At 73.9% G+C, this 26,014-nt stretch carries 26 protein-coding genes; 14 read left to right on the top strand and 12 right to left on the bottom strand.

Annotated features, from left to right (window positions below):
* Positions 1–297: 297 nt before the first annotated feature.
* Both ACIPW5_RS10525 and ACIPW5_RS10520 read left to right on the top strand, forming a co-directional pair.
* Complete coding sequence (locus ACIPW5_RS10525) at positions 298–579, top strand: hypothetical protein (RefSeq protein WP_401243113.1); 282 nt, start codon at positions 298–300, stop codon at positions 577–579.
* A 177-nt stretch (positions 580–756) separates the two neighbouring features.
* Positions 757–1,038 carry a pyrimidine/purine nucleoside phosphorylase gene (locus ACIPW5_RS10520; protein ID WP_401243111.1) on the top strand — a complete coding sequence of 94 codons (282 nt, stop codon included), beginning with the start codon at positions 757–759 and terminating at the stop codon, positions 1,036–1,038.
* Between the two features lie 8 nt (positions 1,039–1,046).
* On the opposite strand, the gene ACIPW5_RS10515 is transcribed toward ACIPW5_RS10520, so the two are convergent.
* A complete protein-coding gene (locus tag ACIPW5_RS10515) occupies positions 1,047–1,292 on the bottom strand; it encodes a YybH family protein (protein WP_401243108.1) in 246 nt (81 codons plus the stop codon).
* Between the two features lie 88 nt (positions 1,293–1,380).
* Here ACIPW5_RS10515 and ACIPW5_RS10510 point away from each other — a divergent pair, with 88 nt between their 5' ends.
* Positions 1,381–2,172: a hypothetical protein gene (locus ACIPW5_RS10510; protein WP_401243105.1), complete on the top strand. Its 792-nt coding sequence runs from the start codon at positions 1,381–1,383 to the stop codon at positions 2,170–2,172.
* Here the strand turns inward: ACIPW5_RS10510 and ACIPW5_RS10505 are convergent.
* Positions 2,157–3,428 (bottom strand): MFS transporter, encoded by a 1,272-nt coding sequence (locus tag ACIPW5_RS10505; RefSeq protein ID WP_401243103.1) that lies wholly within the window; start codon positions 3,426–3,428, stop codon positions 2,157–2,159. The genes ACIPW5_RS10510 and ACIPW5_RS10505 overlap by 16 nt on opposite strands.
* A gap of 99 nt (positions 3,429–3,527) precedes the next feature.
* On the opposite strand from ACIPW5_RS10505, the gene ACIPW5_RS10500 reads away from it, so the two are divergent.
* Together ACIPW5_RS10500 and ACIPW5_RS10495 are read left to right on the top strand one after the other, a co-directional pair.
* Positions 3,528–4,610, top strand: a complete 1,083-nt coding sequence (locus tag ACIPW5_RS10500) for a DUF5937 family protein (RefSeq protein ID WP_401243100.1) — start codon at positions 3,528–3,530, stop codon at positions 4,608–4,610.
* A gap of 47 nt (positions 4,611–4,657) precedes the next feature.
* Entirely contained in the window at positions 4,658–5,263 is a 606-nt protein-coding gene (locus ACIPW5_RS10495; protein WP_401243097.1) for a hypothetical protein, read from the top strand.
* Positions 5,264–5,335: 72 nt separating this feature from the next.
* Here the strand turns inward: ACIPW5_RS10495 and ACIPW5_RS10490 are convergent, their stop codons facing one another.
* Entirely contained in the window at positions 5,336–5,779 is a 444-nt protein-coding gene (locus ACIPW5_RS10490; protein ID WP_401243095.1) for a transglycosylase SLT domain-containing protein, read from the bottom strand.
* 355 nt (positions 5,780–6,134) lie between these two features.
* On the opposite strand from ACIPW5_RS10490, the gene ACIPW5_RS10485 reads away from it, so the two are divergent.
* Entirely contained in the window at positions 6,135–7,076 is a 942-nt protein-coding gene (locus ACIPW5_RS10485) for a DUF5829 family protein (protein ID WP_401243092.1), read from the top strand.
* A 60-nt stretch (positions 7,077–7,136) separates the two neighbouring features.
* Here the strand turns inward: ACIPW5_RS10485 and ACIPW5_RS10480 are convergent, their stop codons facing one another.
* Positions 7,137–8,060, bottom strand: a complete 924-nt coding sequence (locus ACIPW5_RS10480) for a LysR family transcriptional regulator (RefSeq protein ID WP_401243090.1) — start codon at positions 8,058–8,060, stop codon at positions 7,137–7,139.
* 148 nt (positions 8,061–8,208) lie between these two features.
* On the opposite strand from ACIPW5_RS10480, the gene ACIPW5_RS10475 reads away from it, so the two are divergent.
* The 3 genes from ACIPW5_RS10475 (at position 8,209) to ACIPW5_RS10465 (ending at position 10,365) form a co-directional block, all read left to right on the top strand.
* The gene (locus tag ACIPW5_RS10475) at positions 8,209–9,258 is read left to right on the top strand and encodes a YncE family protein (RefSeq protein ID WP_401243087.1); all 1,050 of its coding nucleotides are present in this window, start codon (positions 8,209–8,211) and stop codon (positions 9,256–9,258) included.
* A gap of 90 nt (positions 9,259–9,348) precedes the next feature.
* A complete protein-coding gene (locus ACIPW5_RS10470) occupies positions 9,349–9,816 on the top strand; it encodes a hypothetical protein (protein ID WP_401243084.1) in 468 nt (155 codons plus the stop codon).
* Between the two features lie 78 nt (positions 9,817–9,894).
* Positions 9,895–10,365 (top strand): flavodoxin family protein, encoded by a 471-nt coding sequence (locus tag ACIPW5_RS10465; protein ID WP_401243081.1) that lies wholly within the window; start codon positions 9,895–9,897, stop codon positions 10,363–10,365.
* Between the two features lie 129 nt (positions 10,366–10,494).
* Here ACIPW5_RS10465 and ACIPW5_RS10460 read toward each other — a convergent pair whose 3' ends face one another.
* A complete protein-coding gene (locus ACIPW5_RS10460; protein WP_401243078.1) occupies positions 10,495–10,764 on the bottom strand; it encodes a hypothetical protein in 270 nt (89 codons plus the stop codon).
* A gap of 26 nt (positions 10,765–10,790) precedes the next feature.
* The gene (locus ACIPW5_RS10455; RefSeq protein WP_401243077.1) at positions 10,791–12,356 is read right to left on the bottom strand and encodes an AMP-binding protein; all 1,566 of its coding nucleotides are present in this window, start codon (positions 12,354–12,356) and stop codon (positions 10,791–10,793) included.
* A 240-nt stretch (positions 12,357–12,596) separates the two neighbouring features.
* On the opposite strand from ACIPW5_RS10455, the gene ACIPW5_RS10450 reads away from it, so the two are divergent.
* Complete coding sequence (locus tag ACIPW5_RS10450) at positions 12,597–14,942, top strand: collagenase (RefSeq protein ID WP_401243074.1); 2,346 nt, start codon at positions 12,597–12,599, stop codon at positions 14,940–14,942.
* Positions 14,943–14,987: 45 nt separating this feature from the next.
* Here the strand turns inward: ACIPW5_RS10450 and ACIPW5_RS10445 are convergent, their stop codons facing one another.
* A complete protein-coding gene (locus ACIPW5_RS10445; protein ID WP_401243072.1) occupies positions 14,988–15,401 on the bottom strand; it encodes a carboxymuconolactone decarboxylase family protein in 414 nt (137 codons plus the stop codon).
* Positions 15,398–16,063 carry a class II aldolase/adducin family protein gene (locus ACIPW5_RS10440; protein WP_401243071.1) on the bottom strand — a complete coding sequence of 222 codons (666 nt, stop codon included), beginning with the start codon at positions 16,061–16,063 and terminating at the stop codon, positions 15,398–15,400. Before ACIPW5_RS10440 ends, ACIPW5_RS10445 begins: the two co-directional genes overlap by 4 nt.
* A 150-nt stretch (positions 16,064–16,213) precedes the next feature.
* Here ACIPW5_RS10440 and ACIPW5_RS10435 point away from each other — a divergent pair, with 150 nt between their 5' ends.
* Entirely contained in the window at positions 16,214–16,600 is a 387-nt protein-coding gene (locus ACIPW5_RS10435) for a MerR family transcriptional regulator (protein WP_401243068.1), read from the top strand.
* Between the two features lie 27 nt (positions 16,601–16,627).
* On the opposite strand, the gene ACIPW5_RS10430 is transcribed toward ACIPW5_RS10435, so the two are convergent.
* Complete coding sequence (locus tag ACIPW5_RS10430) at positions 16,628–20,407, bottom strand: hypothetical protein (protein ID WP_401243065.1); 3,780 nt, start codon at positions 20,405–20,407, stop codon at positions 16,628–16,630.
* 147 nt (positions 20,408–20,554) lie between these two features.
* Here ACIPW5_RS10430 and ACIPW5_RS10425 point away from each other — a divergent pair, with 147 nt between their 5' ends.
* Positions 20,555–21,022 carry an RICIN domain-containing protein gene (locus ACIPW5_RS10425; RefSeq protein ID WP_401243063.1) on the top strand — a complete coding sequence of 156 codons (468 nt, stop codon included), beginning with the start codon at positions 20,555–20,557 and terminating at the stop codon, positions 21,020–21,022.
* 79 nt (positions 21,023–21,101) lie between these two features.
* Here the strand turns inward: ACIPW5_RS10425 and ACIPW5_RS10420 are convergent, their stop codons facing one another.
* Complete coding sequence (locus ACIPW5_RS10420) at positions 21,102–21,536, bottom strand: type IV pili methyl-accepting chemotaxis transducer N-terminal domain-containing protein (protein WP_401243061.1); 435 nt, start codon at positions 21,534–21,536, stop codon at positions 21,102–21,104.
* 211 nt (positions 21,537–21,747) lie between these two features.
* On the opposite strand from ACIPW5_RS10420, the gene ACIPW5_RS10415 reads away from it, so the two are divergent.
* The gene (locus ACIPW5_RS10415; RefSeq protein WP_401243059.1) at positions 21,748–22,479 is read left to right on the top strand and encodes a hypothetical protein; all 732 of its coding nucleotides are present in this window, start codon (positions 21,748–21,750) and stop codon (positions 22,477–22,479) included.
* A gap of 40 nt (positions 22,480–22,519) precedes the next feature.
* Here ACIPW5_RS10415 and ACIPW5_RS10410 read toward each other — a convergent pair whose 3' ends face one another.
* Positions 22,520–23,626, bottom strand: a complete 1,107-nt coding sequence (locus tag ACIPW5_RS10410) for a nitrous oxide reductase family maturation protein NosD (RefSeq protein WP_401243057.1) — start codon at positions 23,624–23,626, stop codon at positions 22,520–22,522.
* Between the two features lie 222 nt (positions 23,627–23,848).
* Positions 23,849–25,420: an MFS transporter gene (locus ACIPW5_RS10405; protein WP_401243054.1), complete on the bottom strand. Its 1,572-nt coding sequence runs from the start codon at positions 25,418–25,420 to the stop codon at positions 23,849–23,851.
* A gap of 137 nt (positions 25,421–25,557) precedes the next feature.
* Between ACIPW5_RS10405 and ACIPW5_RS10400 the strand changes: the two genes are divergently transcribed.
* Complete coding sequence (locus ACIPW5_RS10400; RefSeq protein ID WP_401243051.1) at positions 25,558–26,010, top strand: MarR family winged helix-turn-helix transcriptional regulator; 453 nt, start codon at positions 25,558–25,560, stop codon at positions 26,008–26,010.
* The last annotated feature ends 4 nt before the right edge of the window (positions 26,011–26,014 follow it).

The following is a 26,014-nucleotide window of genomic DNA, read 5'->3' as shown; positions in this document are numbered from 1 at the left end:
TCCGACAACGTCAACTCGGCCTTCGGCCGCCCCGTACGTGCCATACCGCAAGCCTACACATCTGAACAGAATTCCTGACTCGGAAGACTAGGCCGGGTACGGCCGCCCGGCCCGGCCGGGCGGCCCTGCACGGGCCGGGCCGCCCAGGCCCGTGCGGACGGCTGCCGGCGGACCGGCTCGCCGGGCTCCGAGCGCCGCCCCGGCGGCCCGCCCGGGCCGTCGGCTCGTGGGGACGCGCCACCGGTCGTACGGTGGTCCGGGGGGCCCGAACCCCACCCCGAGAGCAGGTGGATCGCCTTGCGCACGTCAACCCGTACCCCCGCCAGACTCGCCGGCGCCCTCGCCGCACTGGCCCTCGCCCTCGGCGGCGCGGGCCTCGCCGCCCCCGCCGCCCACGCGGACGAGAGGGCCTGCATCAACCAGGTCGAGCGCGAACTCCGGGGCGGGGAAGCCCCCGACTACGTCCGCACGGCCTGCTCCGCCGGCCTCGGCGGCGACCACGACCTGTGCGTGTCCGGCCTGACCAAGGGCGGCGTCACCAACGGGACCGCGGTCAGCGCCTGCCGGGTGGCCCCGTAGCCCACCACCGCAGGGCCACCCCAGGAGTGACCCCTCGCCCACGCGGGCGGCTGTTCTTCGGGGGGCCCTGCGGTGCAGGCTCCGGTGACGGTGGCGGTAGCCTTCCCCTCGCCGGTCGCCGGGGCGCGACGAGCCGGCCTTACGATTCCGCTCGTTCCCCCAGAGGACACCACGCACATGTTCAAGGTCAACGAATACTTCGACGGCACGGTCAAGTCGATCGCCTTCAACCAGGAGCAGGGCCAGGCGACCATCGGCGTCATGGCCCCCGGCGAGTACGAGTTCGGCACGGCCGCCCCGGAGACCATGCACGTCGTCAGCGGCGCCCTGACCGTCAGGCTGCCCGGCGCCGCGGACTGGGAGACCTTCTCCGCCGGCAGCCGCTTCGAGGTCCCGGGAGACAGCACGTTCCAGCTGAAGGTGGCGGCCGACACCGCCTACCTCTGCGAGTACCGGTAGGCCTTTCCTCAGGCGGGCGAGGTCCCGAACGGGTTGTCGACGACGTAGCGCCACAGCCCGTCCGGACCGCGCCGCGCGATGTCCGTGGCGGTCCCGGCCAGCCGGACGGGACCGCCGTCGGGGCCGGTCCCCTCGGTCCCCACGGTCGTCCGGTCGACGATCAGCAGCGCGAGTTCACCCGTCGCGTACGTGTGGCGGGGGCGCACGTCGATCGGCAGCCCCGTCCGCGGAGCGTCGGAGGCGGCGGGCTTCACTCGGTCGCGTGAACGTGTACGGGCACGCCCGCAGCGGCGCTTCGAGCCGCGGTTCGGGGCCGTCGCGTCCGGCCTAGACTCCCCGCACATGGCGCTCTGGCTGCTCAACCACTTCAGCACCTTCACCCTGGCCGTCGTCGCCGTCGGCGGCACCGTCGTCCTGGCCGTCACCGGCAGCGTGCTGCTGCGCCGCAGACACCCGTCGCTGGCCCGCGGGGAGCACAACGACATGGTCGGCGTGACCCTCGGGATGTTCGGCGCCATCTACGGGATCATCCTCGCGTTCGTGATCGTCACCCTGTGGACGCAGCTGGAGGAGACCCAGAGCATCGTGGCCTCGGAGGCGACCAGCGCCGCGCTCATCACCCGCGACGCCGAAGCCTTCCCGCAACCGGTGCGGGCCCGCCTCGATACGGCCATGAGCGGGTACGTCCACGCGGTCGTCGAGGACCAGTGGCCCCGGATGCGCGCGGGAAACCCCAGCTACGGGGCCACGGAGACCCATCTCCAGGACGCGTTCCGGGCGCTCCAGACGTACGAGCCGGGCACCCAGGCGGAGCAGGTCTTCTACGAGCGGGCCTCCGAGCACCTCGACGACGTCGCCTCCCAGCGCCGCGCCCGCATCACCATGGCGCGCCGGGAGCTGCCCGCGCTGCTCCAGGCCCTGGCGTTCGGCGGGGCGCTGGTGCTGATCCCGCTCACGTTCCTCTACGGTCTGCGCAAGCTGAGGGTCCAGATCCTGTTCGTCGCCTCGGTCGCCGGACTCGTCGGCTTCAGCCTGCTGCTGGTCTTCGTCCTGGACCGCCCCTTCGCCGGCGACCTCAGCGTCACCCCCGCCCCGTACCGGGAAGGGGCGCTGGCCCGCTACTGGACCCCCTGATCCGGCACCTCCGGGTCCGCTCCGGCGGCGACGGCCCCGGCCGACAGCAGGGTGGCTCCGGCGAGGGCGCCCCACAGGGCGGCCGGGCCGTGGGCGGCGAGGGCGGTGATGACGGCCGGGGAGACGGCGAGGCCGAAGCCGCTGGACAGCTCGAAGCGGGCGAGCGTGCGTCCCAGGGCCCCGGCCGGGGCCAGGGCCGTCGCCAGGGCGGTGGCGCTGCCCGCGTAGAGGATCTCGCCGAGGGTGCAGACGACGGAGACGGCGGCGACCGCGGCAGGGGCGGCCCATCCGCTCCCGCCGCCCAGGGACGTCGCCGCGAGGAAGCCCGCGTACGACGCGGCGAGGACCGCCCCGGCGAGGGCCAGCGCGGTGCGCCGGGCGTAGCGGGACATCAGGACGGTGACCGGAACCTGGAGGGTGACCACCAGCACCGTGTTGGCCACGAAGATCGCGGCCGACCATGCCGGTGAGGCGTGCAGCTGGGTCAGCAGGACCAGCGGGAGCGCGATCTCGGGGACGTTGAGGCAGAAGACGTAGACCACGTTCGCGGCCAGCAGGGCGCGCATGCGGGGCGGGGAGTCCACCTGTCCCCCCGGTGCGCCGGAGGGGGCCGGCTCGCGTTCCGCCCGCACCCGGACCGACCATGCCAGGCCCGCGGCCACCAGGTACGCCGCTCCGGTGACGGCCGCGAGCGCCCGCAGGGCGGAGGTCCCGCCCGCCAGGCAGGCCATGGCGAGGAGCGCCCCCACCCCCAGGCCTGCGTTGCGCAGGGCGCGTCCGGCGGCGAGGGCGGTGTCGCGTTCCCGGCCGTGCGCGAGGGTGGCGACGAGGGCCGCGTGGGCGGCCGGCCAGGCCTGGTTGCCGATGCCGAGGAGGAGGGCCGCGGCCGCGAACGGCCAGACCCCGCCCTCGGGGGTCGCCACCAGCACGGCCGCGCCGAGCACGCGCACCAGCATGGATGCGGCGACGACGGTGCTGCGGGCGCCGCGGTCCAGCCACCGGCCGACGCCGGGCACGCACAGCAGGCCGATGACGATGCCGGCCGTCATCGCGAGGCCGGTGGCCGCGGCGGACAGGCCGAGCACGGTGACCCCGTAGAGCAGGAGGAAGGGTCTCAGCAGGCCGGTGCCGAGGGCGTCGACGGCCAGGGCGACCGCGTAACGGGGGCCGCCGGAGGCGTGCAGGAGGGCTCGGGGGCGGATCCTGCGGGTGGGGGCCGGGGCGGGGGTCCGGGTGGGGGCGCTGGTGGCGGTCATGGGGTGAACGGTGGGTTCGCCGCCCCGGCCGGGCACGTCGGTTGACTGAGATCGTCAACCGTGGGCGGCGCCGTCCGGCGGGGCGGTGATGATGTGCGGATGACGTTGAGGATCGACATCGGCGGGATGCCGGCCGAGGGGCTGCGGTTCGCCGCCTCCCCGTTGGCCGAGCTGACCGCGATGCTGCACGTGCTCGCCGAACCGGGACACCATCCGGAGTTCGCCGCGTGGGCCGCCGACGTGTGGGCCGGGCTGCCGCCGGGGCTGGCCGAACGGTTGCGGGAGGCGGAGTTCCTCTGGCGCACGTCCCAGGCCGACTTCATGCTGCCGGCCCGGCCGCGGGCGACCCTCGGGGAGGAACTGGACGACGTCGACCGGATCGACGACGAGCGGTACGTGTCCGCCGCGCTGGTCACCACGTGCGGCAACCGGGTCCACTTCACCTCCCCGTCCCCGCTCACCGACACCGCCGCGCGGGACCTGGCCCTCGACCTCGCCCAGGCCCGCGGTGCGCGCCAGGAGGCCTTCGCGGAACGGCTCCTCGCTGACCCGGCGGCGGTGCGGGCGCGCGTCCGCGGCACCCTGGAGGCCTGCGGCGAGGCCTTCTTCGACGCGGCCTGGGCCGACGCCACCGTCCGGCTCGCCACGGACCTGCGGCTGAAGAACGACCTGCTGAGGCGCCAGGGCCTCGGGGCGGCCCTCGCCTCGGTCTCCGGGGCGGTCACCCTGGCTCCGGAGGGTGACGCCATCCTCGTGGACAAGCTGCTGGACAAGGCGACGACCGCCCACGGCAGCGGCGTCACCTTCATTCCGAGCGTCTTCGGCCGGCCGCACCTGGCGATGGTCCACGCGCCCGGCTGGCAGCCGGTGGTCCAGTACCCGCTGGAGGGGCCCGGCCCGGCGGAACCCGTCTCCCTGGAGACGGTCGGCCTGCGGCTGGAGGCCCTCGCCCACCCGGCCCGGCTGCGGCTGCTGCGCACCCTGGCCCGCGGCCCGCACACCAACGGCGAGCTGGCCCACGCCTGGGACCTGACGCCCCCGGAGGTCTCCCGCCACGTGGCCCTGCTGCGGCGGGCGGGGCTGCTCACGGCCCGGCGGGAGGGGCGGTACGTGCGCTACAGCCTGAACCTGTCGGACCTGACCGCGCTGGGCACCGACCTGCTGGCGGCCGTGCTGCGCTGAGGGCCCGCCCGCCGTCCCGCGGGAGCGGTCCCGTACGCTCGCGTGCCATGGACGTGGATCACACCGGGCAGGCCGGTACGGAGGACTCCGCGGACGGCGTCCGGGCCCGCTGTGCCGCCGTCTTCGACCTCGGCGCCCAGCTGCCCGCCCAGGTCTTCCGCAGGGACGCGGGGGACTCGCTGTTCGTCGAATTCGACTCGCTCCTCACCCCGGAGCTGTGGCCCGCCCTGTGCGCGATGGCCCGGTGGCACGGGGACCCGTACGTGGAACTGCTGGTCCTCTCCCCCGACGACGACCTGTGCTCCTTCCCACCGCTGTCGCTGTCCGTGGACGCGAGCGAGGACGACTACTGGGCCGCGGTCGGTTTCGAAGCGGACGAGGATGCCGGGGACTCGATCACGATCATGGCGAACGTGGTGGCCCTGACGGGGCCCTCCCGCGCCTGGGGGTGCTGGGGCGAGCGCGATCCCGAGGTGGCGGTCTTCCAGGGCTTCCCCGACCGGGCGGCCCGTGCCGCGTGGCGCGAGGAGTTCGGGCCGTTCCGCGAGGTGGACGGAGCGCTGGACTCGTACCTCGCCCTGGCCTTCCGGGGCTCCGTCCCCGAGTGGTACGCGACGGCCCTGACCGCCCACTACGCGCCCGCCGGTACCTGAACGCGAAACGCCCGGCCGAGGGGTCTCGGCCGGGCGTTCCCGGTACGTGCTGTGGTGTTGTCCGCCGGTGGTTTAGTACCAGTGGTTGGCCTGCCAGAAGTTCCAGGCCTCGACCGGGCTGCCGTAGCGCTCGTTCATGTAGTCCAGGCCCCACTTGATCTGGGTGGCCGGGTTGGTCTTCCAGTCCGAGCCCGCCGAGGACATCTTCGACGCCGGCAGGGCCTGCACCAGGCCGTACGCGCCGGAGGAGGAGTTCGTGGCGGTGTAGTCCCAGCCGCTCTCGTGCGTGACGATCTTGTCGAAGGCGGCGAACTGGGCCGGGTCCTTGATCATCTGCTGGGCGATCGCCTTCGCGCCCGTCGGAGCGGCCTGCGCCGGAACGGCGGCGAGCACGGAACCCGCAACACCCAGAGCGAGGACGGAACCGGCGAGAGCCTTCTTCGAAGCGGCGATGCGGCGGATGACGGCGTTGGACACGGAGGAACCTTCCGACGGGAACAAGGACAGCCGCCGCATGCCGAAGACATGCGTGAACCACTCACACAGGTGGAGAGGGGATCGACCGGCGGGGGACTCGAAGCCCCGGCCGCCTCGGCGACATCACCAGTTAGCCAGCCCGCCGCCCACCTGGCAAAGCCCCCCACCTACTAGCCTCCCTCGCAGATCCGGACCGAGGTCCCGGCCCGGAAGCGGTGCGCGGGCGGGCCGGCCGGTCTACTAACCCGGGCCGGATGTGACCTGGGTCCTGTGGGCCGCCTCACCGCCCCACCCCCCGAAACTCACCCCCCGTAACCGGACGGACCCGCCGGGGTGGGAGGACGTCGGCATTAATCGGCGGCGGTCCCGTACCTCGCGGCCTACGATCGCCCGCATGTCGCATCGTCGTGTACTGCACGTGTTAATGGTCCTCGTCGTGGCACTGACCGGGTGGGTCACAGGTGCCACGGGCATCGCGTCGGCCCAGGAGGAGGGGTCGCCGACAGGACGTCCGCTGCTGTTCTACAACCACGCCTACGGGGTGCTCGACCGGGAAACCGCCGATGCCGTCGAGCACTCCGCCTACCTGCGGGACTTCGCCAACTTCCAGGTCCGCACCACCACCGGTGCGGGCGGCGAGACCTGGACCGGCCGGTATCTGATGGGCCGCGAGACCTACCTCGAGCTGTTCGGCGTGGGTGACCTCCCCGGCCAGGACGGAACGCTCGGCGCCGGCGGGCTGGGGCTGTCCGCCGAACGGGCCGGGGACCTCGCCACGGTCACGGCCCGCCTGCGCGACCAGGGCGTGCCGGACCCGGTCACCTTCCGCCAGACCCGCGACTTCGGCGACGGGGTGCCCGTGCCGTGGTTCGACGCCGTCTTCACCACCGGCCAGTACGACGCGTTCGGCGCCTGGGGCATGGAGTACCTGCCGGAGTACTTCGCCGACCCGCGCGGCAACACCGAGCCGGCGTCCCGCCCGGGTGACGTCGGCCGCGAGCGGTACCTGTCCGACGGCTACCGCGACCACCTCATGAAGGACGTCACCTCGATCCGCCTCGGGCTCACCGCACGCGACCTGGCCAACACGGTGCCCCTGCTCCGCGCGGGCGGCCTCGCCGTACGGGAGCTTCCCGGCGGCGGCGTCGTGGCACAGGACGGCGCCACCACCATCCGGCTGGATCCGGTGGCCCGCGAGCAGGCCGGGCTGCGCCGGATCGAGATGTCCCTCAACCGCCGGGTGTCCGACCGCCACGAGGAGCGCATCGGCCGGTCGACCCTGGTGGTCGGGCCGGGCGACCGGGCCGTGTGGACGTTCGGGGCCGCCGCCCCGTAGAAGACCTCGAACCAGGGGGAGAGGGGGGCCGCGGGGCGCTCCCTCTCCCCCTTCGTCCGTCTACGGACGGTCGTACCCGGCCCTCGCCGTCCGGTCCTGCGGGGTGAGGACGGAGGCTGCCAGGTGGTCGCGGAACCAGCGGTGTCCCGGGTCGGCGGAGTTGCGGGGGTGCCAGGCCATGCCGAGGTCGAGCGGTTCCAGGTCGAGGGGGACGGGGAACGTCCGCAGGCCCATCGCCTCGATGGTGCCGGGGAGCCAGTCGGCGAGGCTGAGGGCGACCAGGTCGGTGTCCCGGGCGAGCATCATCGCGCTGGTGTGGCTGGGCACGACGACGGCGGTACGCCGTCGCAGGCCGAGTTCCGCGAGCGCGCTGTCGATGGGGCCGAGGCGCTTGCCGAGGCGCGAGATGCCGATGTGGTCGGCCGCGGCGAAGCGGCGGGCGTCGATCCGCCCGTCGAAGAGGGGATGGCCGCTGCGGGCGATGCCGACCAGCGGCATACGGGTGAGCGGGCGGGTGCGGATCTCGGGGTCCAGGTGTCCCAGGACGCCCAGTTCCACGTCCACCCAGCCCTGCCGCAGCCCCGGGCCGCCCTCCACCGCCTCCGGCAGGAAGACCACGTCCACCTGCGGGGCCTCCGCGTGGATCCGCTCGGTCAGGCTTCCGGCCAGTCCCACGAGCAGCAGGTCGGTGGCCTGCACGGTGAAGGTGCGCTGGAGGTGCACGGCGTCGAAGCCGGCGCCGGGCCGGAGGACGTCGTCGCAGCCGCGCAGCAACGCGGCCACCTCCTCCTTCAGTTCGGCGGCGCGCGGGGTGGGGACCAGGCCCTGGCCGGCCCGGACCAGGAGCGGATCGCCGACGGTGCGGCGGAGCCGGGCCAGGGTGCGGCTGACCGCCGCGGGCGAGCTGCCGAGGCGCTCCGCGGCGCGGGTCACGCTGTTCTCCTGGAGCAGGGCGTCCAGGACGCGCAGGAGGTTGAGGTCCATGGACACCCTTCCCGAACTGGGCTTTTGCGTTTCAGGCAATGATGACGTGTCAATCTTTGCATTGCTGTCGTACCCCTTCGGCGCGGAGGGTGGGGAATGCCCGCGAAGACGCGTGGCCATTCCGCTTCACCCCGTTGAAGGAGCCGCTGTGCTGCTGTCCCCCCGTACCGGTCGAGAAGGCGACGTGCTGGCCGTCGTCAGCCAGAGCGGGCCGACGGTCTCGTTCTTCGACGCCGCTTCCGACCGGCACCTCGGCGACGTGTACGTCCCCGCCGAGCCGCACGAGTTGTGCTTCGACGCGACGCAGCGCCTGCTGTGGTGCACGCTGACGTACCACTCGGGCTACTACCACGCGAACGGCGGCCGCCGGACGGAGCTGGCGGTCATCGACCCCGACACCCGCCGGGTCCTCGAGATCGTGGACCTCGCGCCCGAACACGGGCCGCACGGGCTGGCGTTGGACGCCGCACGCGGCCGGCTGTACGTGAGCGTGGAGAGCGGCGACGACCGCCCCGGGGGTGTCGTGGTGGTCGACACCGCCACCCGCCGCGCGCTGGGCAGGATCGACACGGACGCGCCCGGCCCGCACTGGTTCGCCATCGACCCCGCGGGGCGGACGGGGTACGCCACCAACAAGGAGGCGCCGTTCGTGTCGGTCGTCGACCTGGAGCGGGGCGCCCTCACCGCGAAGGTGGAGGTGCCGGGCAGCGAGGGGCTCGCCGTCTCCGCCGACGGTGCGTACGTCTACGTCGCGGCACCGTACGGCAACTTCTCCGGCGGCAGGGAGCGGCCGGCGACCGGTCTCCGGGTCATCGACGCGCGTACGGCGTCGGTCGTCGACACCCTGCCCACCAAGGACATCGTCCTCCCGGTACACCTCACGTCCACGGGGCGGCTGCTGGCGGGCGAGCTGTGCATGACGGCCGACCCGGGGTCGCGGCTCGGCCGACACGCCCCGGGCCGCCTCACGGTGTTCGCCGCCGACACCCGTGAGCGGCTGGGGGAGGTGGAGGTCGGCCTCTTCCCGCTGACCATCACCTCCTCCCCCGACGGCAGGCTCGCCTACGTGTCCTGCGTCATCTCCTCCACCGTCGAGATCGTCGACCTGGATTCGCTGGAGCGCCTGGGCCGGCTGGACGTCGCCAAGCTCGGCGAAGCCGGCGCCCACGGCCTGGCGTACATCCCGCGCCCGGCCTGACCGCCGACCCCGTGCCGGGGCGCCAGTGGTGCCGGGGCATCCGTGACCGGCGGAGGGAACCGCTCCGGTGCGGGTGGCATCTGGTGGGGCATGGGTTTCGCGATCTTGTTCTTCGGGCTGGCCTTCATGGCCGGGTGGGCCATGGCCCTGATCTGGCTGGGCTATGCCGTCTCGGTGCTGTGGCGGGGCCGGGGGCAGCCGTGGGTGCGGGCGGACGGGGGTGCGTTCGAGCGGCTGCTGCTGCCGGCCCCCGCCTACCTCCGCTTCGACAGGGTGCTCGCCGTGGGGGCGCTGCTGGCCGACCTCTGGCTCGTCTCGGGGGTCGTGGTGCTCGGTTCGGACGGCATCTTCACCGAGGACTGGCTGGGGTACCCCGGCATGATGGATCCCTCCGGGCAGGAGTACCAGGCGGAAGCGGTCGGCATGCTGCGCGCGGCGGCCTGGTGGAGCGCCGCGGCCGCGATCCTCGGGCGGTGCTGGACCACCGCGGCCGCGCAGTTGGCCGTACTGCCTCTGTCGGCGCTCTGGATCGCCTCGTTGGACACCTATTACGGCTGAGCGGCGGAAGGGGCCGGGTGTCACGTCCGGGCCGGCTGCGCTGTCCCCCCTGTGGAATCGACAGAAGGGGTCATCGCCATGAAGTCCGTCATCGTCTGCGCCTCCGTGTGCCACGGCAACACCCGGCGGGTCGCCGACGCCATGGCCCGGGTGCTGGGAGCGGAGGTCCTCTCCTTTGGTGAGGCCGACCCGGCGGAGCTGGCCGCCGCCGATCTCGTGGGGTTCGGCTCGGGCGTCTTCCACGGCCGGCTCCACCCCGGCCTGACCGCTCTGGTGCGGGCCCTTCCGGAGGTGCGCGGGCGCGCCTTCGTGTTCGCCACCGGCGGGCTGCCCCCGGCGCCGTTCACCCGCCCGCTGGCCCGGCGCCTCGCCGGCAAGGGCTTCCGGGTGGAGGGGACCTTCTCCTGCCGGGCGCTCGACACCTGGGGCCCCTTCGGGCTGGTCGGCGGCATCAACGGGCAGCGGCCCGACGCCGGGGACCTGGCCGCCGCCCGGGCGTTCGCCGAGCGGCTGTGGGCGGGAGGGAGGGGGGACGGCCCCCGCACGTGACGGGGCGGCAGCCGGATGGGCGACGGGTGTGCGGGAGCGGGAGGATGGGGGGGCGGGTACGGCAAGGGCGGCGGCGCTGTGCGGCTGACGCCGGGCAGGCGTGAGGGCCCGCGGGGACCCGTCGCGGTGTCAGCCGAGGGTGAGCCACCGGATGCCGAGCCGTTCCACCCGGGCGGTCTCCGCCGCGTCGAGCGGCTCGCGGCCGGTGGCCTTGCGGAGGAAGGAGAGCCGGTCCCAGCCGAGTGCCCCGATGGCGGCCGGTCCGTCCGGGCCGAGCAGCAGCTCCAGCAGCACGTCCGCGGCCTGCGGGGTCAGCCACGGCGGGCGGCCCAGCCCTTCGGCCAGGTCCAGTCCGTGGACGGCCACCTCGACCACCCGGGTGCCGGTGCACGGGAGCATTGCCGTGCACCCTGGGGCCCTGGCCGTCAGGAGGCGCCGGCCCGCGCGGCGGCCCGGCTGCGGAGCAGTTTCTTGTCCGGCTTTCCCGCGTCGGTCAGCGGGAGGGCGTCCGTGAAGACGATGCGGGCGGGTTCGTACATGGCGCCCTTCCTGTCGCGGACCACGGCGCGCAGTTCCGTCTCGCCGACGTCGCCGCCCGGCGTGCGGACGACGACCGCGTGGACCCGCTCCACGAGACTGGCGTCGGGGACGCCGAGCACCGCGCTCTGCAGCACCTGCGGATGGGAGTTCAGCACGTCCTCCAGCTCCGCCGTGTACACGTGGCCCCCGACCACCACGATCATGTCCTTCAGGCGGTCGACGATCGTGAGGTAGCCGTCCGCGTCGACGAAGCCGATGTCGCCGGTGTGCAGCCAGCCGTCCCGCAGTACTTCGGCGGTGAGCTCGGGCTGCTTCCAGTAGCCCTGCATCACGTGCGGGGAACGGACGCAGATCTCGCCGTGTTCGCCCGTCGGCAGGTGCCGGCCGTCGGCGTCGCGTACGGCGACCTCGACGCCCTCCATGGCCCTTCCGGCGGTCCGCAGCAGCTCCGGGCGGGCGGGGTCGTGGTCCTGCGGGGTGAGGATGCTGATCCCGCCCGCTTCGTTCTGGCCGTAGAACTGGTTGAGGACGGGCCCGAAGCGCCGGACCGCGGCCGTGAGCCGGGCCGGGGAGGAGGCGCAGCCGCCGTAGGTGAGCAGGCGCAGGCTGGAGGTGTCGGTGCGGTCGGCGTCGGGGTGGTCCGTCAGCTGGTAGAGGAGCGGGGGCAGCAGGAAGGTGTGGGTGATGCGCTCGCGCTCGATGGCGGCGAGCACGGAGCCGGCTTCGAACCCGCCGAGCAGGACGACGGTTCCGCCGTGGTGCAGGGTGCTGTCCGCCATGAGGCCGGCTGCGTGCGCGAGGGTGGTGCACACCAGGGTCCTGACGGGTTCCTCGTCGGACCAGACCGGTCCGGCCGACCGCCACTGCCCGAAGGTCGTGCAGATGGCCTTGGGGTGGCCGGTCGTCCCTCCGGTGTGGCGGATGGTGCAGACGTCCTGGGGGCGTGCCGCGCCCGGCAGCGCGTCGGAGGGCTCGGCGGCGGCCAGTTCCAGCAGATCCGGGCCCGGGGCCGGGTCCGCGTCCGGGTCCGCGCCGCCGTCGGTACCGAGGAGGAGGACGCGTTCCAGGGGCACCCGCCGGGCCAGTTCGGCGGCGCGTTCGCGATGGGCGGGGTCGGCGATCAGGGTCCGGGTCTCGACGTCGCGGAGGATGTCGGCGTGCACTTCGGCCGAAAGCCCCGAGTAGAGGTGGTTGACCGCGCAGCCGAGGAGGCCTGCGGCGTAGCGGGCCGCGAGCGTCTCGGGGAGGTTGCCGGCGAGGAGGGTGACCGTCCGGCCGCGTTCCACTCCCCGGGACCGCAGCGCGCGGGCCGTCCGGTGGACGAGGGCGCGCAGTTCGCCCGCGCTCATGCGCCGGTCCCCGTGCACTAAGGCCTCCCGGCCGGGGTCCTCGCCGAGGGCGTCGAGTATCTCCTCCACGTGGCTGCGGAAGGGTGCGGCGGTGTCGTGCATGTCCCACTCCATTGGTTGACTTGAGCAACTAGCTGGAGGTTATCCCCCGATGATCCACAAGCCCAAGCCGGGCGCCGACATCCGGCCAACGCCCGCACCCGCGGACGCACTCGGGATCCCGTGACGGGCAATCCGTGCACGGGACTTCCGAACTGACGCCTCATGTGCAATTTTACATGTCACATGTCAATCGCCAGTGTCCCCAGCACTCGGCCCCCACGGCCCCGGAGGCCCCCACAGATGCATCCCTTCCGGATATCGAAGGCAGGCGCGCGCAGACTTCCCGCGCTCGGCGCAGCCGCCTTCATCACGCTCGGCCTGCTCGCGCCGCAGAGCCACGCGACACCCGCCGCCGACACCGCCCCGGCCGGTGCGCACGCGGCCGCCACCGCGGCACCGGCGCCCCGGTCGATCCCGGTCCCCAAGTCGCCCGACGCCCTGCGCAACGGCTCCCGCCTGCGGATCTCCGCACAGGACGGCACCGAGGAATCCGGGCCGGCCCCGGCCCCCGCCGTCCAGCCCGCCAAGCCCGCCAAGGGCGACCGGCAGTCCGCGTCCGCCGCCGGGAACGAATGCGGCGACCTCTCCGGGGTGGTCAACGCCACGGGCGCCGCCCTGGTGCAGCAGCTCAAGGCCCTCCCCCAGATCACCTGTACCTACCCGCTGTTCGGCCTCACCGGGGAGGACGCGCGCAAGGCCTTCCGCGAGGCCCAGATGGTGACCGTCGCGAACGCGCTGCGCGACGCCTCCGCCGGCTACACCGGCGACAACCGCGCGGCCGTCGGTCAGCTGGTGCTGTTCCTGCGCGCCGGCTACTACGTGCAGGACAACCACGCCGACGTCGTCGGGGCGTACGGCCCGGTCCTGGACGGCGCGGCACGCGGCGCCCTGGACGCCTTCTTCGCCGCCCCGCGCAGCAGGGACGTCACCGACGCCAACGGCGAGATCCTCAACGAGGTCGTCACCCTGATCGACAGCACCCACACGGCCGGCCGCTACGCGGGCGTCGTCAAGTGGATGCTCGGCGGCTACGACGGCACCTGGCCCGGCCAGATGGACCTCGCCATGCAGCACGTCGAGTGGGTCGTCGAGAACGGCTTCAAGGCCAAGAACGACGGGCGCGGCTGGCGGGCCGCCCTCAAGGCCGACCCCGCCATCCTCGACACGTGGGCCGGCTTCATCACGCGCAACGGCGCCCAGCTGAACCGGCTGGACGTCGTCAGCAACGTCGGCCGCCACCTCGGCAACGCCCTCGACGTCCCCGAGCTCAAGGACCGGCTCCGGCCGCTGCTGAAGGACCTGATCAACCGCTACCCCAACGTCGGCCCCACGGCGCCGATCACCATGAACCTGGGCTGGTACACCCGCCAGTACGACAAGGGCAACTGCGCCGCCTACGCGATCTGCGACCTGGGCGGGCGGGTCCTCCCGTCGATCCTGCCGATCCAGCACACCTGCACCCCGGGCCTGAAGATCCGCGCCCAGGACATGTCCCCCGGCCAGCTGGCCGGGACCTGCACCAGCCTGGTCAACCAGGACGCCTACTTCCACCGGATCATCGGCGACCAGGGCCCGGTCCCCGGTGACCTGAACACCAACCTGGAGGTCGTCGTCTTCGACGACTACACCAACTACTCGCTGTACGCCTGGGCGATCTACGACATCGACGTCGACAACGGCGGCATGTACGAGGAGGGGAACCCGGCCGCTGCGGGCAACCAGGCCCGCTTCATCGCGCACGAGGCCCACTGGCTGCGCCCGGACTTCCAGATCTGGAACCTCAACCACGAGTACACCCACTACCTGGACGGCCGCTTCAACATGGCCGGGGACTTCGAGGCCGGCATGACCACGCCGACCATCTGGTGGGTCGAGGGCATCGCGGAGAACATCTCGTTCGGCTACCGGGGCGAGCGCAACGCCGACGCGATCGCCGCGGCGGGCAGGAAGACGTACAAGCTCAGCGAGCTCTTCGACACGGTCTACGGCCAGGACGAGGACCCGCAGGTCAACTCGGACCGGGTCTACCGCTGGGGCTTCCTCGCGGTCCGCTACATGCTCCAGGCGCACCCCGCCGACGTCCGGACCGTCCTCAACAAGTATCGGGCCGGGGACTGGAACGGGGCCCGCACCTTCCTGAAGCAGACCATCGGCACCGGCTACGACGCCGGCTTCGCCACCTGGCTGACGACGGCCTGCGCGACCGACGGCTGCGGTCCGCTGCCGGACGCGTCGGCCCCGGCCCCGTCCGTCCCGCTCTGCACCCTGAGCGACCCCCGCCAGTTCGACGGGAACTGCCGCCGGGACGGCCTCGCGGCCGCCGCCGGCAACTACAGCTACCACTTCGTGTACCTGCCGGCCGGAGTCAGGCAGCTGACCATCACCAGCAGCGGGGGCACCGGCAACGCCGACCTCTACTACGGGGGCGGCAGCTGGGCCACCACCGCCACGCACCTGGCGAAGTCCGCGGGCGCCGGCAACGGCGAGACCCTGACGATCGACAACCCCCCGTCGGGCTGGGTGTACTTCAGCCTCGCCGCCGCGCAGGACTTCAGCGGTGTGAGCCTCTCCACGCAGTCCAGGTGAACCCGTCCTCCGGGGCCCGGCCGGGCCCCGGAGGACGTCCGCGGTTCACCCCGCCGCCGACGGCCCGTGTCCTTCCTCCGGCAGCAGTTCGGCGATGATCTCGGTCCCGAGTGCGTACGCCGGGACGCCCGCGGTGATGAGCGCGGTCTCGGCGACGCCGATGAGCTCGGCCACGTCGGCTCCGGCGCGGAGGGCGCCGCGGGCGTGGATGCGGGCGGGTCCGGCCCGGCCGAGGGCCAGCAGCTGCCCGAAGTGGACGAGCTGCTGCACCCGCGGGCCCAGCGGTCCGTCCGTCAGCACGATGTGGCGCAGGGCGGCGAGGGCCTCCTCGGTGGGCAGCCTGCCGAACTCCCCGGCCAGGCGCAGCCGCTCCTGCACCCCGCCGGGAACGGCCCCGAGGGTCGAGCGGTAGCGGTCGCGCACCGCCTCCGCGCGGGCGGCCTCCGTCTCCCGCGTCACCGGGCGGCCCGTACGATCGCGGCGCGGACGGCTTCCAGGGCGCCCGGGGGGAAGTCCACGGCGCCGCCGATCGCCGCGGCGGCGATCTCGGCCTCGGCGCTCTCCTCGACGGCCACCACCAGGCGGGCGGTGGCCGCCGCGTCCGGGCCGAAGGCCAGCAGGCCGTGGTTGGCCAGCAGGACGGCGGCCGTGGTCGGGCAGCGCTCCAGCACCTCGGCGATGCCGCGTACGGAGACGTCCGACCCGCGCGGCCCCCAGGGGACCACGGGGACGTCCTCGGCCTGTCCGAAGCGCAGCAGCGGCTCGGTGCGGCAGGGCAGCGGCCGGTGGGCCACGGCGAAGGCGGTGGCGGCCGGCGAGTGGGTGTGGATGACGGCGCCCACCTCGGGCCGGGCCCGGTACACCGTGCTGTGCATGGCGATGATCTCGGCGCTGACGGACTGCAGCTCGCCGTCGAGGACCCGTCCGTCGAAACCGACGGTCGCCAGCTGCCCGGGGCGCAGCCCGCGGACGAACCCCGGGGTCAGCAGGAGGCGTTCGCCGTCGAGCCGGGCGCTGAGATTGGCGTGTCCGGAGTGGGACATCACCCCCGCCTCCAACAGTTCCGCCGCGGCCCGTGCCAGCTGTTCGGCCCGCTCCTCGCGTACGTGCGCGTCGTTCATGGGTGTCTCCAAGTGTGCTGCCAGCGGGCGCTCGTTCGCCGCTGTCCTCGTGCCGACCACTCTTCAACTTGAACTAAGGTTCAAGTCAAATGCCGGGTGCGGCGGGCCCGGCGGGCGGGAGAGGAGCACGGGGTGGAGCGAAACGCGCGGATGACGATCGGACGACTCTCGGAGATCACCGGGGTCCCGGCTTCGGCCATCCGGTACTGGGAGCGCCACGGCCTGCTGCCGCAGCCCGAGCGCGTGGGCGGGCAGCGGCGCTACCCGCCGGAGGCCGCCGAGCGGATCACGGTGCTGCGCACCTGCCAGCAGGCCGGGCTGACCCTGGTCGAGATCGGCGAGTTCCAGCGAGAGCAACCGCACAGGGAGGCGATGATCCGCGCCAAGATCGGTGAGATCGAGCAGCGTAGGGTCGACCTCGACCACGCCCACCAGCTGCTGACGCACGCCCTCAGGTGCGGGGAGGAGGACATCGTCAGGTGCCCGAAGTTCCGGGAGCAGATGGCGGCGTGGGAGACGGCCGACCCGGCGCCGTGACGGTACCGGGCCGGCGGTCGGTCGGGCTCAGGCGGCGGGGCAGGGCGGGGTGAAGCCGACGGCCGGGAAGTAGCGTTCCCACTGGGCCCTGGTGATCCGGGGGTGGGCGCTGTCGCAGACGCGGGCGGCGACCCGGTCCGGGGCGGTGTCCCACAGGCGGACGGTGAAGTCGTTGCCGCCGGTGGCGAGGGTCTCGCCGTCCGGGGCGAACGCCACGGCGGGTACGGGGTTCGTGTGGCCGGTGAGGGCGGTGGGAGCGGCCGCGCCGGCCAGGTCCCACAGCAGGGCCTTGCCGTCGGCGGCGCCGGCCGCGAGCCGACGGCCGTCCGGGGCGAAGGCGAGCGTGTAGAGCCAGGAGCCCGGCGCCGGCAGCCGCCTGGTTCCCGCGGGGCGGCCGCTGCCGTCGACGTCGACCAGCCACACCGTGCGGTCCGTCCGGTGGAAGGCGGCCAGTCGCCGGCCGTCGGGGCTGAAGACGCCCGCGGTCAGCGGTTCGGAGCGCAGCGGGGACGGCCGTTCCCGGGGGCTGCGCGGGTCCGTGACGTCCCAGAACCGCAGCGGACCGGTGTCCCCGCTCCCCGTCACCAGGGTGCGGCCGTCCGGCCGGAACGAGGCCGTCGTGATCTCCGGCCCGCCGTCCTCGCCGATCCGGCCGAGCTTGCGGGGGCGGGCCGGGTCGGTCAGGTCCCACAGTCCGGCGGTGCGCTGTGCCCACACCGCGAGCAGGCGGCCGTGCGGTCCGAAGCGGGCGCCGGCGACTTCGCCGCCGCCGGGGGTGAGGACGGAGGTCTGGCGTGGTCTGCGCGGGTCGGTCAGGTCCCAGACCCGGACGGTGCCGTCCTCACCGGCCGTCACGAGGGTGCGGCCGTCGGGACCGAACGACACGGACCGGACGAACCTGGTGTGCCCCGGCAGGACGGACAGCGGCCGCAGGGACCGGCCTGAGGTGACCTGCCAGAGCCTGGCGGTGCCGTCCCAGCTCGCGCTGGCCAGCAGGCGTCCGCCGGGGCCGAACGCCACGGAGGTGACCACGTCCTCGTGGGTCGCGAGCGACAGGTCGCGCAGGTCCAGGAGCCGGTCCGAGTTGGCGAGCAGGCGTCCGTCCGGGCGGAACGCGGCCTGGTAGGCGCCGCCTTGGACCGTGCCGATCCGCTTCGGCGCCGCGGGGGTGGCGAGGTCCCAGAGCTGGGTGGATCCGCCCACCGAGGCGAGGGTGCGGCCGTCCGGCGCGAAGGCCACCGACCAGACGATCGCGGGATGCCCGGGCAGCACGGCCGGCAGGCGCCCCGGGCCGCCCGCGATGTCCCAGACCCGGACGGCGTGGTCCCAGCCGCCGGTGGCCAGGGTCCGGCCGTCGGGGCCGAAGGCCGCCGAGGCCACGGTGTCGGTGTGTCCGCGCAGGACGGTGCGGAGCTGCGGATCCGCGGGCGCGGTGACGTCCCACAGTCTGGCGGTGGTGTCGCCGGTCGTGGCCAGGGTGCGGCCGTCCGGGGCGAACGCCACCGATGTGACCGCCCCGGTGTGGCCGGGCAGGGTGGCGAGCAGGTGCGGTGCGGCGGGGTCGGCCGCGTTCCACAGCCGTGCCGTGCCGTCGGCGTGGCCGGTGGCGAGGGTGCCGCCGGTCCCGTACGCCACCCAGGTCGGCGCGGGGCCCTGGTCGGGCAGGGTGCCCAGCTCGGCGGGCGCGCGCCGGTCCGCCGTGCTCCACAGCCGTACCGAACGCTCCCCCGCGGCGGCCAGGACGCGGCCGCCCTCGCCGAACGCCACCGACCGCATCTGCTCCGGCCGGTGCAGGACGGCCAGCGGGACGGGGTGGTGGGGGTCGGCGGTGTCCCACAGGCGTACGGTGCGGTCCCAGCTCGCGGTGGCGAGGACGGTGCCCCGCGGGGCGAAGGAGACCGACACGACGTCCGAGCGGTGGCCGGTGAGCCGCCCGGTGTAGGGCTCCGCGAACGCGCTGAGGAGCTGGTCGCGGACGTCGCCGGTGGCCGCCAGCCGGTACGCGGCCAGGTTCAGCTGGGCGGCGAGCGCGGGGTCGTTCCGGCGTACCTCGGCCGCGTCCGCGGCGGCCTTGCGCGCGATCGCCACGTTGCGCTGGCGGATGGCCGAGGTGCGCGAGTCGACGGCCAGCACGCCCGCGGTCGCCGTGACGGCCACCAGCACGGTGAGCAGGGTGACCAGCTGCCGCAGGCGTGACGTGCGTCGTCGGGCCGCCGCCGACTCGTCGGCCTCGGCCCGCCGGCTCGCGTCGAGGAAGGAACGCTCCCGGGCGGTCAGCGGGCCGCCGTCCGCGGTGTCGAGGTCGCGTGCGGCGGCCAGCCGGGCGCCCCGGTACAGGGCGTGCGGGTCCCGGTCCTGAGCCTCCCAGGCGGCGGTGGCTTCGGTGAGCCCGCGGTGCAGGAGCAGCCGGTCCCGGTCCTCGGTCAGCCAGCCGCGCAGCCTGGGCCAGCAGCGGATGACCGCCTCGTGGGTGATCTCCACGCAGCCCTGGTCGAGGGTCACGAGCCGCTGCCGGGCGAGGGATTCGAGGACGTGGGAGGTGTCGGGGCCCGGGTCGAGTTCGTCCCTGGTGATCCGGCGACGGGTGTCCTCGGTGCCGTCGCCCAGCGCGGTCAGGCGGAGGAACAGCGATCTGGCGAGGTCCTGCTGTACCGGGGACAGCGACCGGTAGGCGGCCTCGGCGGTGTGGGCGAGCGCGTGGCGGATGCCGCCGGCGGCGAGGTAGCCGTCCAGGGTGAGGCGGCTGCCGCTGCGGCGGTGCCAGGTCTCGGCCATCGCGTGCGAGACCAGCGGCAGTGCGCCCGGCTGCCCGGTCGCGTCCGCGACCACCGCCGCCAGCAGCGCGCCGGTCACCGTGCAGTCGGCGAGCGCGGCGGGCCGGGTGATGGCCTCGCGCAGTTCCCGGCTGCTCATCGGGCCGACCGCGATCTGCGCGTCGTGCAGGGCCTCGACCAGCCGGGGGCTTTGGACGCAGTGGGCGTAGAAGTCGGCGCGTACGCCGAGGACCACCCGGGTCCGGCTGGTCCGCGCGGTGGCGGCGGTGGTCAGCAGGGTGATGAACGCGTCCCGTTCGTCCGGGTCCCGGCAGAGGGTGAAGACCTCCTCGAACTGGTCGACCACGATCAGCGCGTCGGTTCCCGGCGTCCGGCCGGCCGTGGCCTGCCGCATCCGCAGGTGCAGGGACGCGGGATCGGCCGACAGCTCGGCCAGCAGGGCGCGGGGGGCGTCTCCGGTCGCCGCGGCGAGGTGGACGGCGCACTCCTCCAGGGGGTGCGGGCCGGGGGTGAACAGGGTCACCGGCCACCCGTCCGCCCGGGCACGGGCGACGAGGCCCGCGCGCAGCAGGGAGGACTTGCCCGATCCGGACGGCCCGAACACGGCCAGGAAGCGGCGTTCACGGACCTTCGCGAGCACGTCGCCGGTCAGCCGCTCGCGTCCGAAGAACCGGTCGGCGTCCTCCGGCTGGAAGGCCGAGAGCCCCGCGTACGGTGCGCTCTGCCGGCCGGCCGTGCCGGGGTGCTCCCGTGCCGGTGCGCTCGCGGCGAGTTCGGCGGCCGTCTCGTGCCAGCGGGTCTCCCACGCCCGGCGGTCCCCCCGGCAGGCTTCCACGTACGCGAGGGTGACGGCGAGGCTCGGCAGGGTGTGTCCGCCGGCGGCGTCCGAGAGGGTCGTGGAGGAGTAGTGCGCCCGTCTGGCCAGTGCCCGGTAGGGCGGGCGTCCCGCTTCCTCGCGCAGGGTGCGCAGGTCGGCGGCGAACCGTGGCAGCGGACCGGCGCCCGGGTCGAGCGGGCGTTCGGGACGGGGCATGGACTTCCTTCGCTCGCTGTGCAGCAGCCGTGACGGATGGTGATTGTCCAGCTTTTGATGTCCGGAACCCACCTCCCGGCGCCGGACATCGGCCGGTCGCTAGACAGGGTCCAGCGCAACCGCGCAAAGGCGAGACGAAGGAGAACCATGAGGTCTGTGCGACGAGTGATGCTGCTGGCCGCGGTCACCGGTCTGCTGGCGGGCGCCCCGTGGACGGGCACGCCCGCGTTCGCCGCGGCGCCGCTGCTCAAGTCCAACCTGAACGGCAGGTGTGCCGACATCTTCATGTTCCACCAGGAGAACGGGGCCTCCACCGTGACCTGGGACTGCACCGGGAACACCAACCAGCAGTGGCGCTGGGACGGCGAGCAGATCCGTTCCGCCATGAACGGGAAGTGTCTGGAGATCTACGGCCCCCACCTGGGGGACCAGGGCTCCGTGGGCATGTGGGACTGCAACGGCGGGCTGCACCAGAAGTGGTTCCGCAACGGCGGCGAGATCCGCAACCGGGTGAACGGGAAGTGCCTGGACATCCTGGCGGGCCGTCCGGAGAACGGGCAGCTCCTGGTGAGCTGGGGCTGCAACGGCGCGCGCAGCCAGAGCTGGGACTTCTGAACGCCCGGCCCGGCCCGGCACGTCGTGTGCCGGGCCGGGCCGGGGCGGTTCGAGAGCGGTGCGGCCGGTCAGCGGGCCGTCAGCACTTGAGGCCGGTGGCGGCCGCCGTCGAGGCCTGGTCCAGTGACTGGATCTGCGGCTGGAGCTGGGTGACGGCGTCCTTGCCGGTGGTGTCGCCCGGCAGGTCCTCGTAGCCCTTCTTCAGGTTCTCGGCGGCCTGCTTGACCGCGTCCTGCTCCGCCTGCTTGAGCTCGGAGATGTTCCCCTTGACGTTCTCCCAGTCCTTCTGGACGGCCTCGTAGGCGTCCTTGACCTGGTCCTTGGTCGCGGTTGCCGGGTTGAGGGCCTTCAGCTTGGCGTTGTCGGCCTTCAGGGCGTTCAGGTCCGTGCAGAGGTCGGCCGCGGCCTGGGTGGCCTGCTCGGCGGCCGAGTTGTCGTCGCTGCTGTCGGAGCAGGCGGCGAGTCCGAGCACCGCGCTGACGCAGAGCACTCCGATCACGGGGAGTCGCTTCATGGGAGACCTTCCTGGCAGGGACAGAACGGGTACATGAGACCTTTCGTGACGCAAAGCAAAACTAAGCAGAAAGGGTGTGTTGCGCATCCGTACGACGACCGTTCGGTGCTACGCCGCACCTCGCGGTACTGGTATCCCTTGGCGTGCAACACCCCGTCACACCGCGCCGGGCGCGTCATACGTGACATTCCGATCGACGAGGAGCCGTGCCGTGCCGGAGGCCGTGACCGTGCGGGAGCTGTGGGACCGGACCCATCTGGCCCTGCTCCCCTGGACCCGCGTGCCCGCGGCCGAGCTGCACGCACGCTCCGCGGAGGCGGTCACCGCTGCGGTGGCCGTGCTGTGGGGCGGCTGTGACGACGCCCTCCTCGACGCGCCGGCCACGGACGTGCAGGTCCACGCACTCGTCGGCGCGGCGACGGCGTACGGGCTCGGCTGGCGCGACGCGCTGCTCGGCGACGTCGCGGCGGACGCGCGGGCCGCGGGGCTGGGCCCGGGCCCGGCCGGCCTGTGGACTCCGGCCGGACAGTGGAACCGCGGCCGGGGGCGGGCGTTCCGCTCCACCCTCCGCCAGAACCTGGAGTTCTTCGCCCGGCATCCCTGGGCGACGGAACTGGCGCTCCTGCGGGCCGTACGGAACGCCGTCGAGGCCTCCCCGGCCGACCCGCGGGCCGCTCTCGGCTCGCTCTACCGCACGGCATGGGCCGACGGGGCCACCGAGCGCCTGGGATGGGACGACGCCGAATGGTGGCAGTACCTGGACGTCGCCGGGCTGGCGTCATGGGCGGTGGTCGCGCTCGGCCTGCCCGCGGAGGACCCCGCGAGCGCGGGCCAGGCGGTCGAGGAAGCCGCCGAGGCGGTCAGTCCGCACGGCTGGACCCGGGCGGGGACGGACCTGCCGGAGGGCTTCCTCGACGCGGCCTGCGCAGCGCTCGGAGCGTGACTCCGTCGGCCGGTGCGCGGCGCGGCGCGACAGACGCCCCCTAGTGTCCGGTGGTGGTCACCGTTGCGGTGAAGCCGCCGTCCTCGAAGGTGCGGATGCGGTCCCCCGTCACCTTCGTGATCTTCACCTGGTCCAGCCGGACGGTGGTGTCGACGACCGACGCGATGGCCGCGACCCCTCCCCCGCCGCCCCGGACGACGTCCTTGACCGCGGTGAACCTGCCGTCCTGGAAGGCCATCGCGAAGTACTCGTTGTCGATGAAGGTGTTGTGGCGGGTCTCCATCACCCCGAAGGCGTAGAGGCCCAGCTGGTTGCCCACGAGGCGGTTCCCGGTGACCGTGACGCCCGTGTTCGCGAGGATGCCCGCGTGCTGGGTCTCGGTGAAGAAGTCGGTGCCGCACCCCTCGTCCGGCTCGCGGCAGGCGTTGTCGCTCACCGTGTTCCCCTCGGCCCGGCCGGTGGCCTCGACGTACTCGATGCCGTCGGTGGAGATGGTCTTCTGCCCGGTGACGACGTTGCGCAGGACGGTGGCCTTCGAGTCGGCGCCGAGCACGACGATGCCGGAACCCTGGTAGTCCGTGATCCGGGAGTCCCGGATGTCCGCGGATCCGGCGCCGACGGGGAAGTCCCCGATGAGGACGGCGCTGGCGCTCCGGAAGCAGGGGGCCATCGGCGTGTCCTTGATGTGGCTCACCGCCGCGTGGCTCAGGTCCAGGTGCGCTCCGCCCAGGACCCGGATGCCCGCTCCGAGCGCACCCTCGTCACAGGTGCCGGATCCCGGCCCGCTCACCGACAGGCGGGAGATCTTCACGGACGCCGCGTTGTCGAGGGAGACGATCGAGTTGCGGCCGTCGGGGCCCTGCACCAGTTGCCCGGGGGCGAGGATGGTGGTCCTGCCCGCGCCCGCCCCCGTGAGGGTCAGGTCCTTGCGGATCGTCACCTGCTCCCGGTAGACGCCGGGACGCAGCGCGATGCGGTCCCCCGGGCCGGCGGCGTCCACCGCGGACTGGACGGTGGGGTACGCGGCCGAGGGGACCACCAGTTCGCGCGGCTGGGAGGCGGCGGACGAGGGGGCGAGGGAGCCGAGGGCCACCGAGGCGAGCAGCGTTGCGGCGGCCGCCGCGCAGCGTGAGCGGAGGGGGTTCATTGCGTTCTCCTGCCGTGGGGAGGGCCGCCGGCCGCGCGTGGCCGCCCGGCGCCGTGGGACACGTGGCGGAGCGGCGGGAGCAGCCGGTTCGCACGGGGCCACCCGAGCACAGGGCGGGCGTGATCCACTGGGGCCGTGCCGCAGCGGTGGGCCGTCCGGAGCAGCGGGACCACACGGCCAGGCCGTGCCCAGGCCCGGACACGGCCCGGGCGGGCGGGCGGCCTACTGCTCGGCGGACGGGGTGCGGTGCGGGTCCGGGCGGAAGCCGACGGCCAGGACCACCGCGCCGGCGAGGGCGAAGCCGGCCGTCCAGAGCGCGCCGACGTGCATGGCGTGGAAGAACGCGGCGTCGGCCGCCCCGGCGAGCCGGGCGTCGTGCGTGGCGGCCGCCACGTGCCGGGCCAGCTCCGCCGAGACCCGGGCCGGGGCTCGTACGTCGTCCGGGAGGCCGGTCAGGGAGCCTTCGATCGCGCGCCGGTAGACGATCGAGGTGATCGTGCCGCCGGCCGCGATGCCCAGGACGCTGCCGGTCTGGCGCAGGGCGCTGTTGACGGCGCTGCCGGCGCCGGCGCGTTCCAGCGGCAGGGAGCCGAGTACCGCGCCCGTGACGGGTGCGATGACCATGCCGACGGCGGTGCCCTGGACCGCCATCACCGCGGTGTACCAGGCGATCGGCGTGGTCGCCCCGAAGAGCGCCGGAGCCGCCATGGCCAGGGCCGCCACGGCGAGCGAGACGGAGGAGACGAGCCGTACGGAGGTGCGGCGGGCCAGCCGGACGGCGACCGGCGAGCCGACGACCACTCCGAGCGCGGCGGGGAGCCCGAGCAGCGCGGCCTCGAAGGCCGAGTAGTGGCGGGCGCCCTGGAGGTAGAAGGCGAGGTAGAACGATCCGGACGTCAGGGTCAGGAAGACCAGCATCAGGGTCAGGTTCCCGGTGGCGAACCCGCGCTGGGCCAGCAGCCGGGGGTCGAAGCCCGGGTGGGCGGTCCGCAGCTCCGCGACGACGAACGCGCCGAGCAGGCCGATGCCCGCGGCGGTGCTGCCCCAGACGCCCGGGTGGGCGAAGGACGCGTCCTGGCCGGCCCGGATCAGGCCGTACGCGAGAAGGCCGAGGCCGCTCGTGGACAGGAGCAGCCCGGCCGGGTCGAGGGGCCGGACCTGCGGGCTGCGGAAGTTGGGGACGCAGCGCGCGACGAAACCGAGGCCGACGAGGACCACCGGTACGTTGACCAGGAACACCGAGCCCCACCAGAACGCCGCGAGCAGCGCCCCGGCGAGGATCGGCCCGGCCGCGAGTCCGACCCCGGCGAAGGACGACAGGGTGCCGAAGGCGGCCGGGCGCTGCGCGGGCTCGAAGGTCCAGCCGACCATCGCCATGGTGGCCGGGACGAGCAGTGCGGCGCCGGCTCCCATCACGGCGCGGCCGGCGATGAGCTGGGCGGGGCCGGCCGCGTAGGCGGCAAGGACGGATGCCGCGCCGAACAGGGCCATGCCCGCCAGGAGGGTGTTGCGGTGGCCGAAGCGGTCGCCGAGCGCGCCTCCGGTGAACATCAGGCCGGCGAAGGCCAGTGTGTAGGCGCCCGTGGCCCATTGGAGCTGGCCGGGGGTGGCCCCTAATCCCCTGACGGGGTCGGACAGCGTCTCGAAGGCCGTGGACAGGATGGTTCCGTCGAGCCAGATGAGGAGCTGGGAGAAGACGAGGACGCCGAGGACGAGGCGGCGGCGGGCCGGCGGGAGGGGCGACCGGGCCTGCGTCGGCGCGGGTGCGGCGGTCGGTGGTGTGGCGGATGGCATGCGTGACTGCTTCCGGTTCGGGGCGGGTTCGGGACGGGTTCGGCGCGGGCCGCGGCGTATGATCGTCAAGTACCTGACGGTTGCCTCATCGTGACAAGTCGTCAAGTACCTGTCAATCATGAATGCGGAGGTCGCCCATGGGCGAGCAGAACCAGGGCCGGGTGCTGAGCTTCCTGGTCCGCCACACCTGGCTCGGCATGCGGGCGGCGATCGGGGCCGAACTGGCGGAGTTCGGGCTGACCGTCCCGCAGTTCGCGACGCTGATGATGGTCAGGGCGTCGCCGGGCATGTCCGTGGCGCAGCTGGCCCGTTCGGTCGGGAGCACCCGCCAGGCGGCGAACGAGATGCTCACGGCCCTGGAGCGGGACGGCCTGATCTCCCGCTCCCCGCACCCCACCGACCGCAGGACGCACCAGCTGCACGTGACCGCCCTCGGGAGCGACCGCTACGAGCGGGCGCTGCCGGCCGTCGTCCGCCGGGAGGCCGAGCTGGAGCAGGGGCTGGGCCCGGAGCAGCGGGAGGCCGCCCTCGCCTGGATGTCGGCCGTCACGGCGGCCTGCGAGGCGCCAGGGGGCGGGTGCGACGCGTGATCCC

The sequence above is a fragment of the Streptomyces sp. NPDC090077 genome, assembly GCF_044747545.1.
GTDB lineage: Bacteria > Actinomycetota > Actinomycetes > Streptomycetales > Streptomycetaceae > Streptomyces.
Note: the sequence above shows the minus strand (reverse complement) of the source record. Positions and strands in the feature narration are given on the sequence as shown.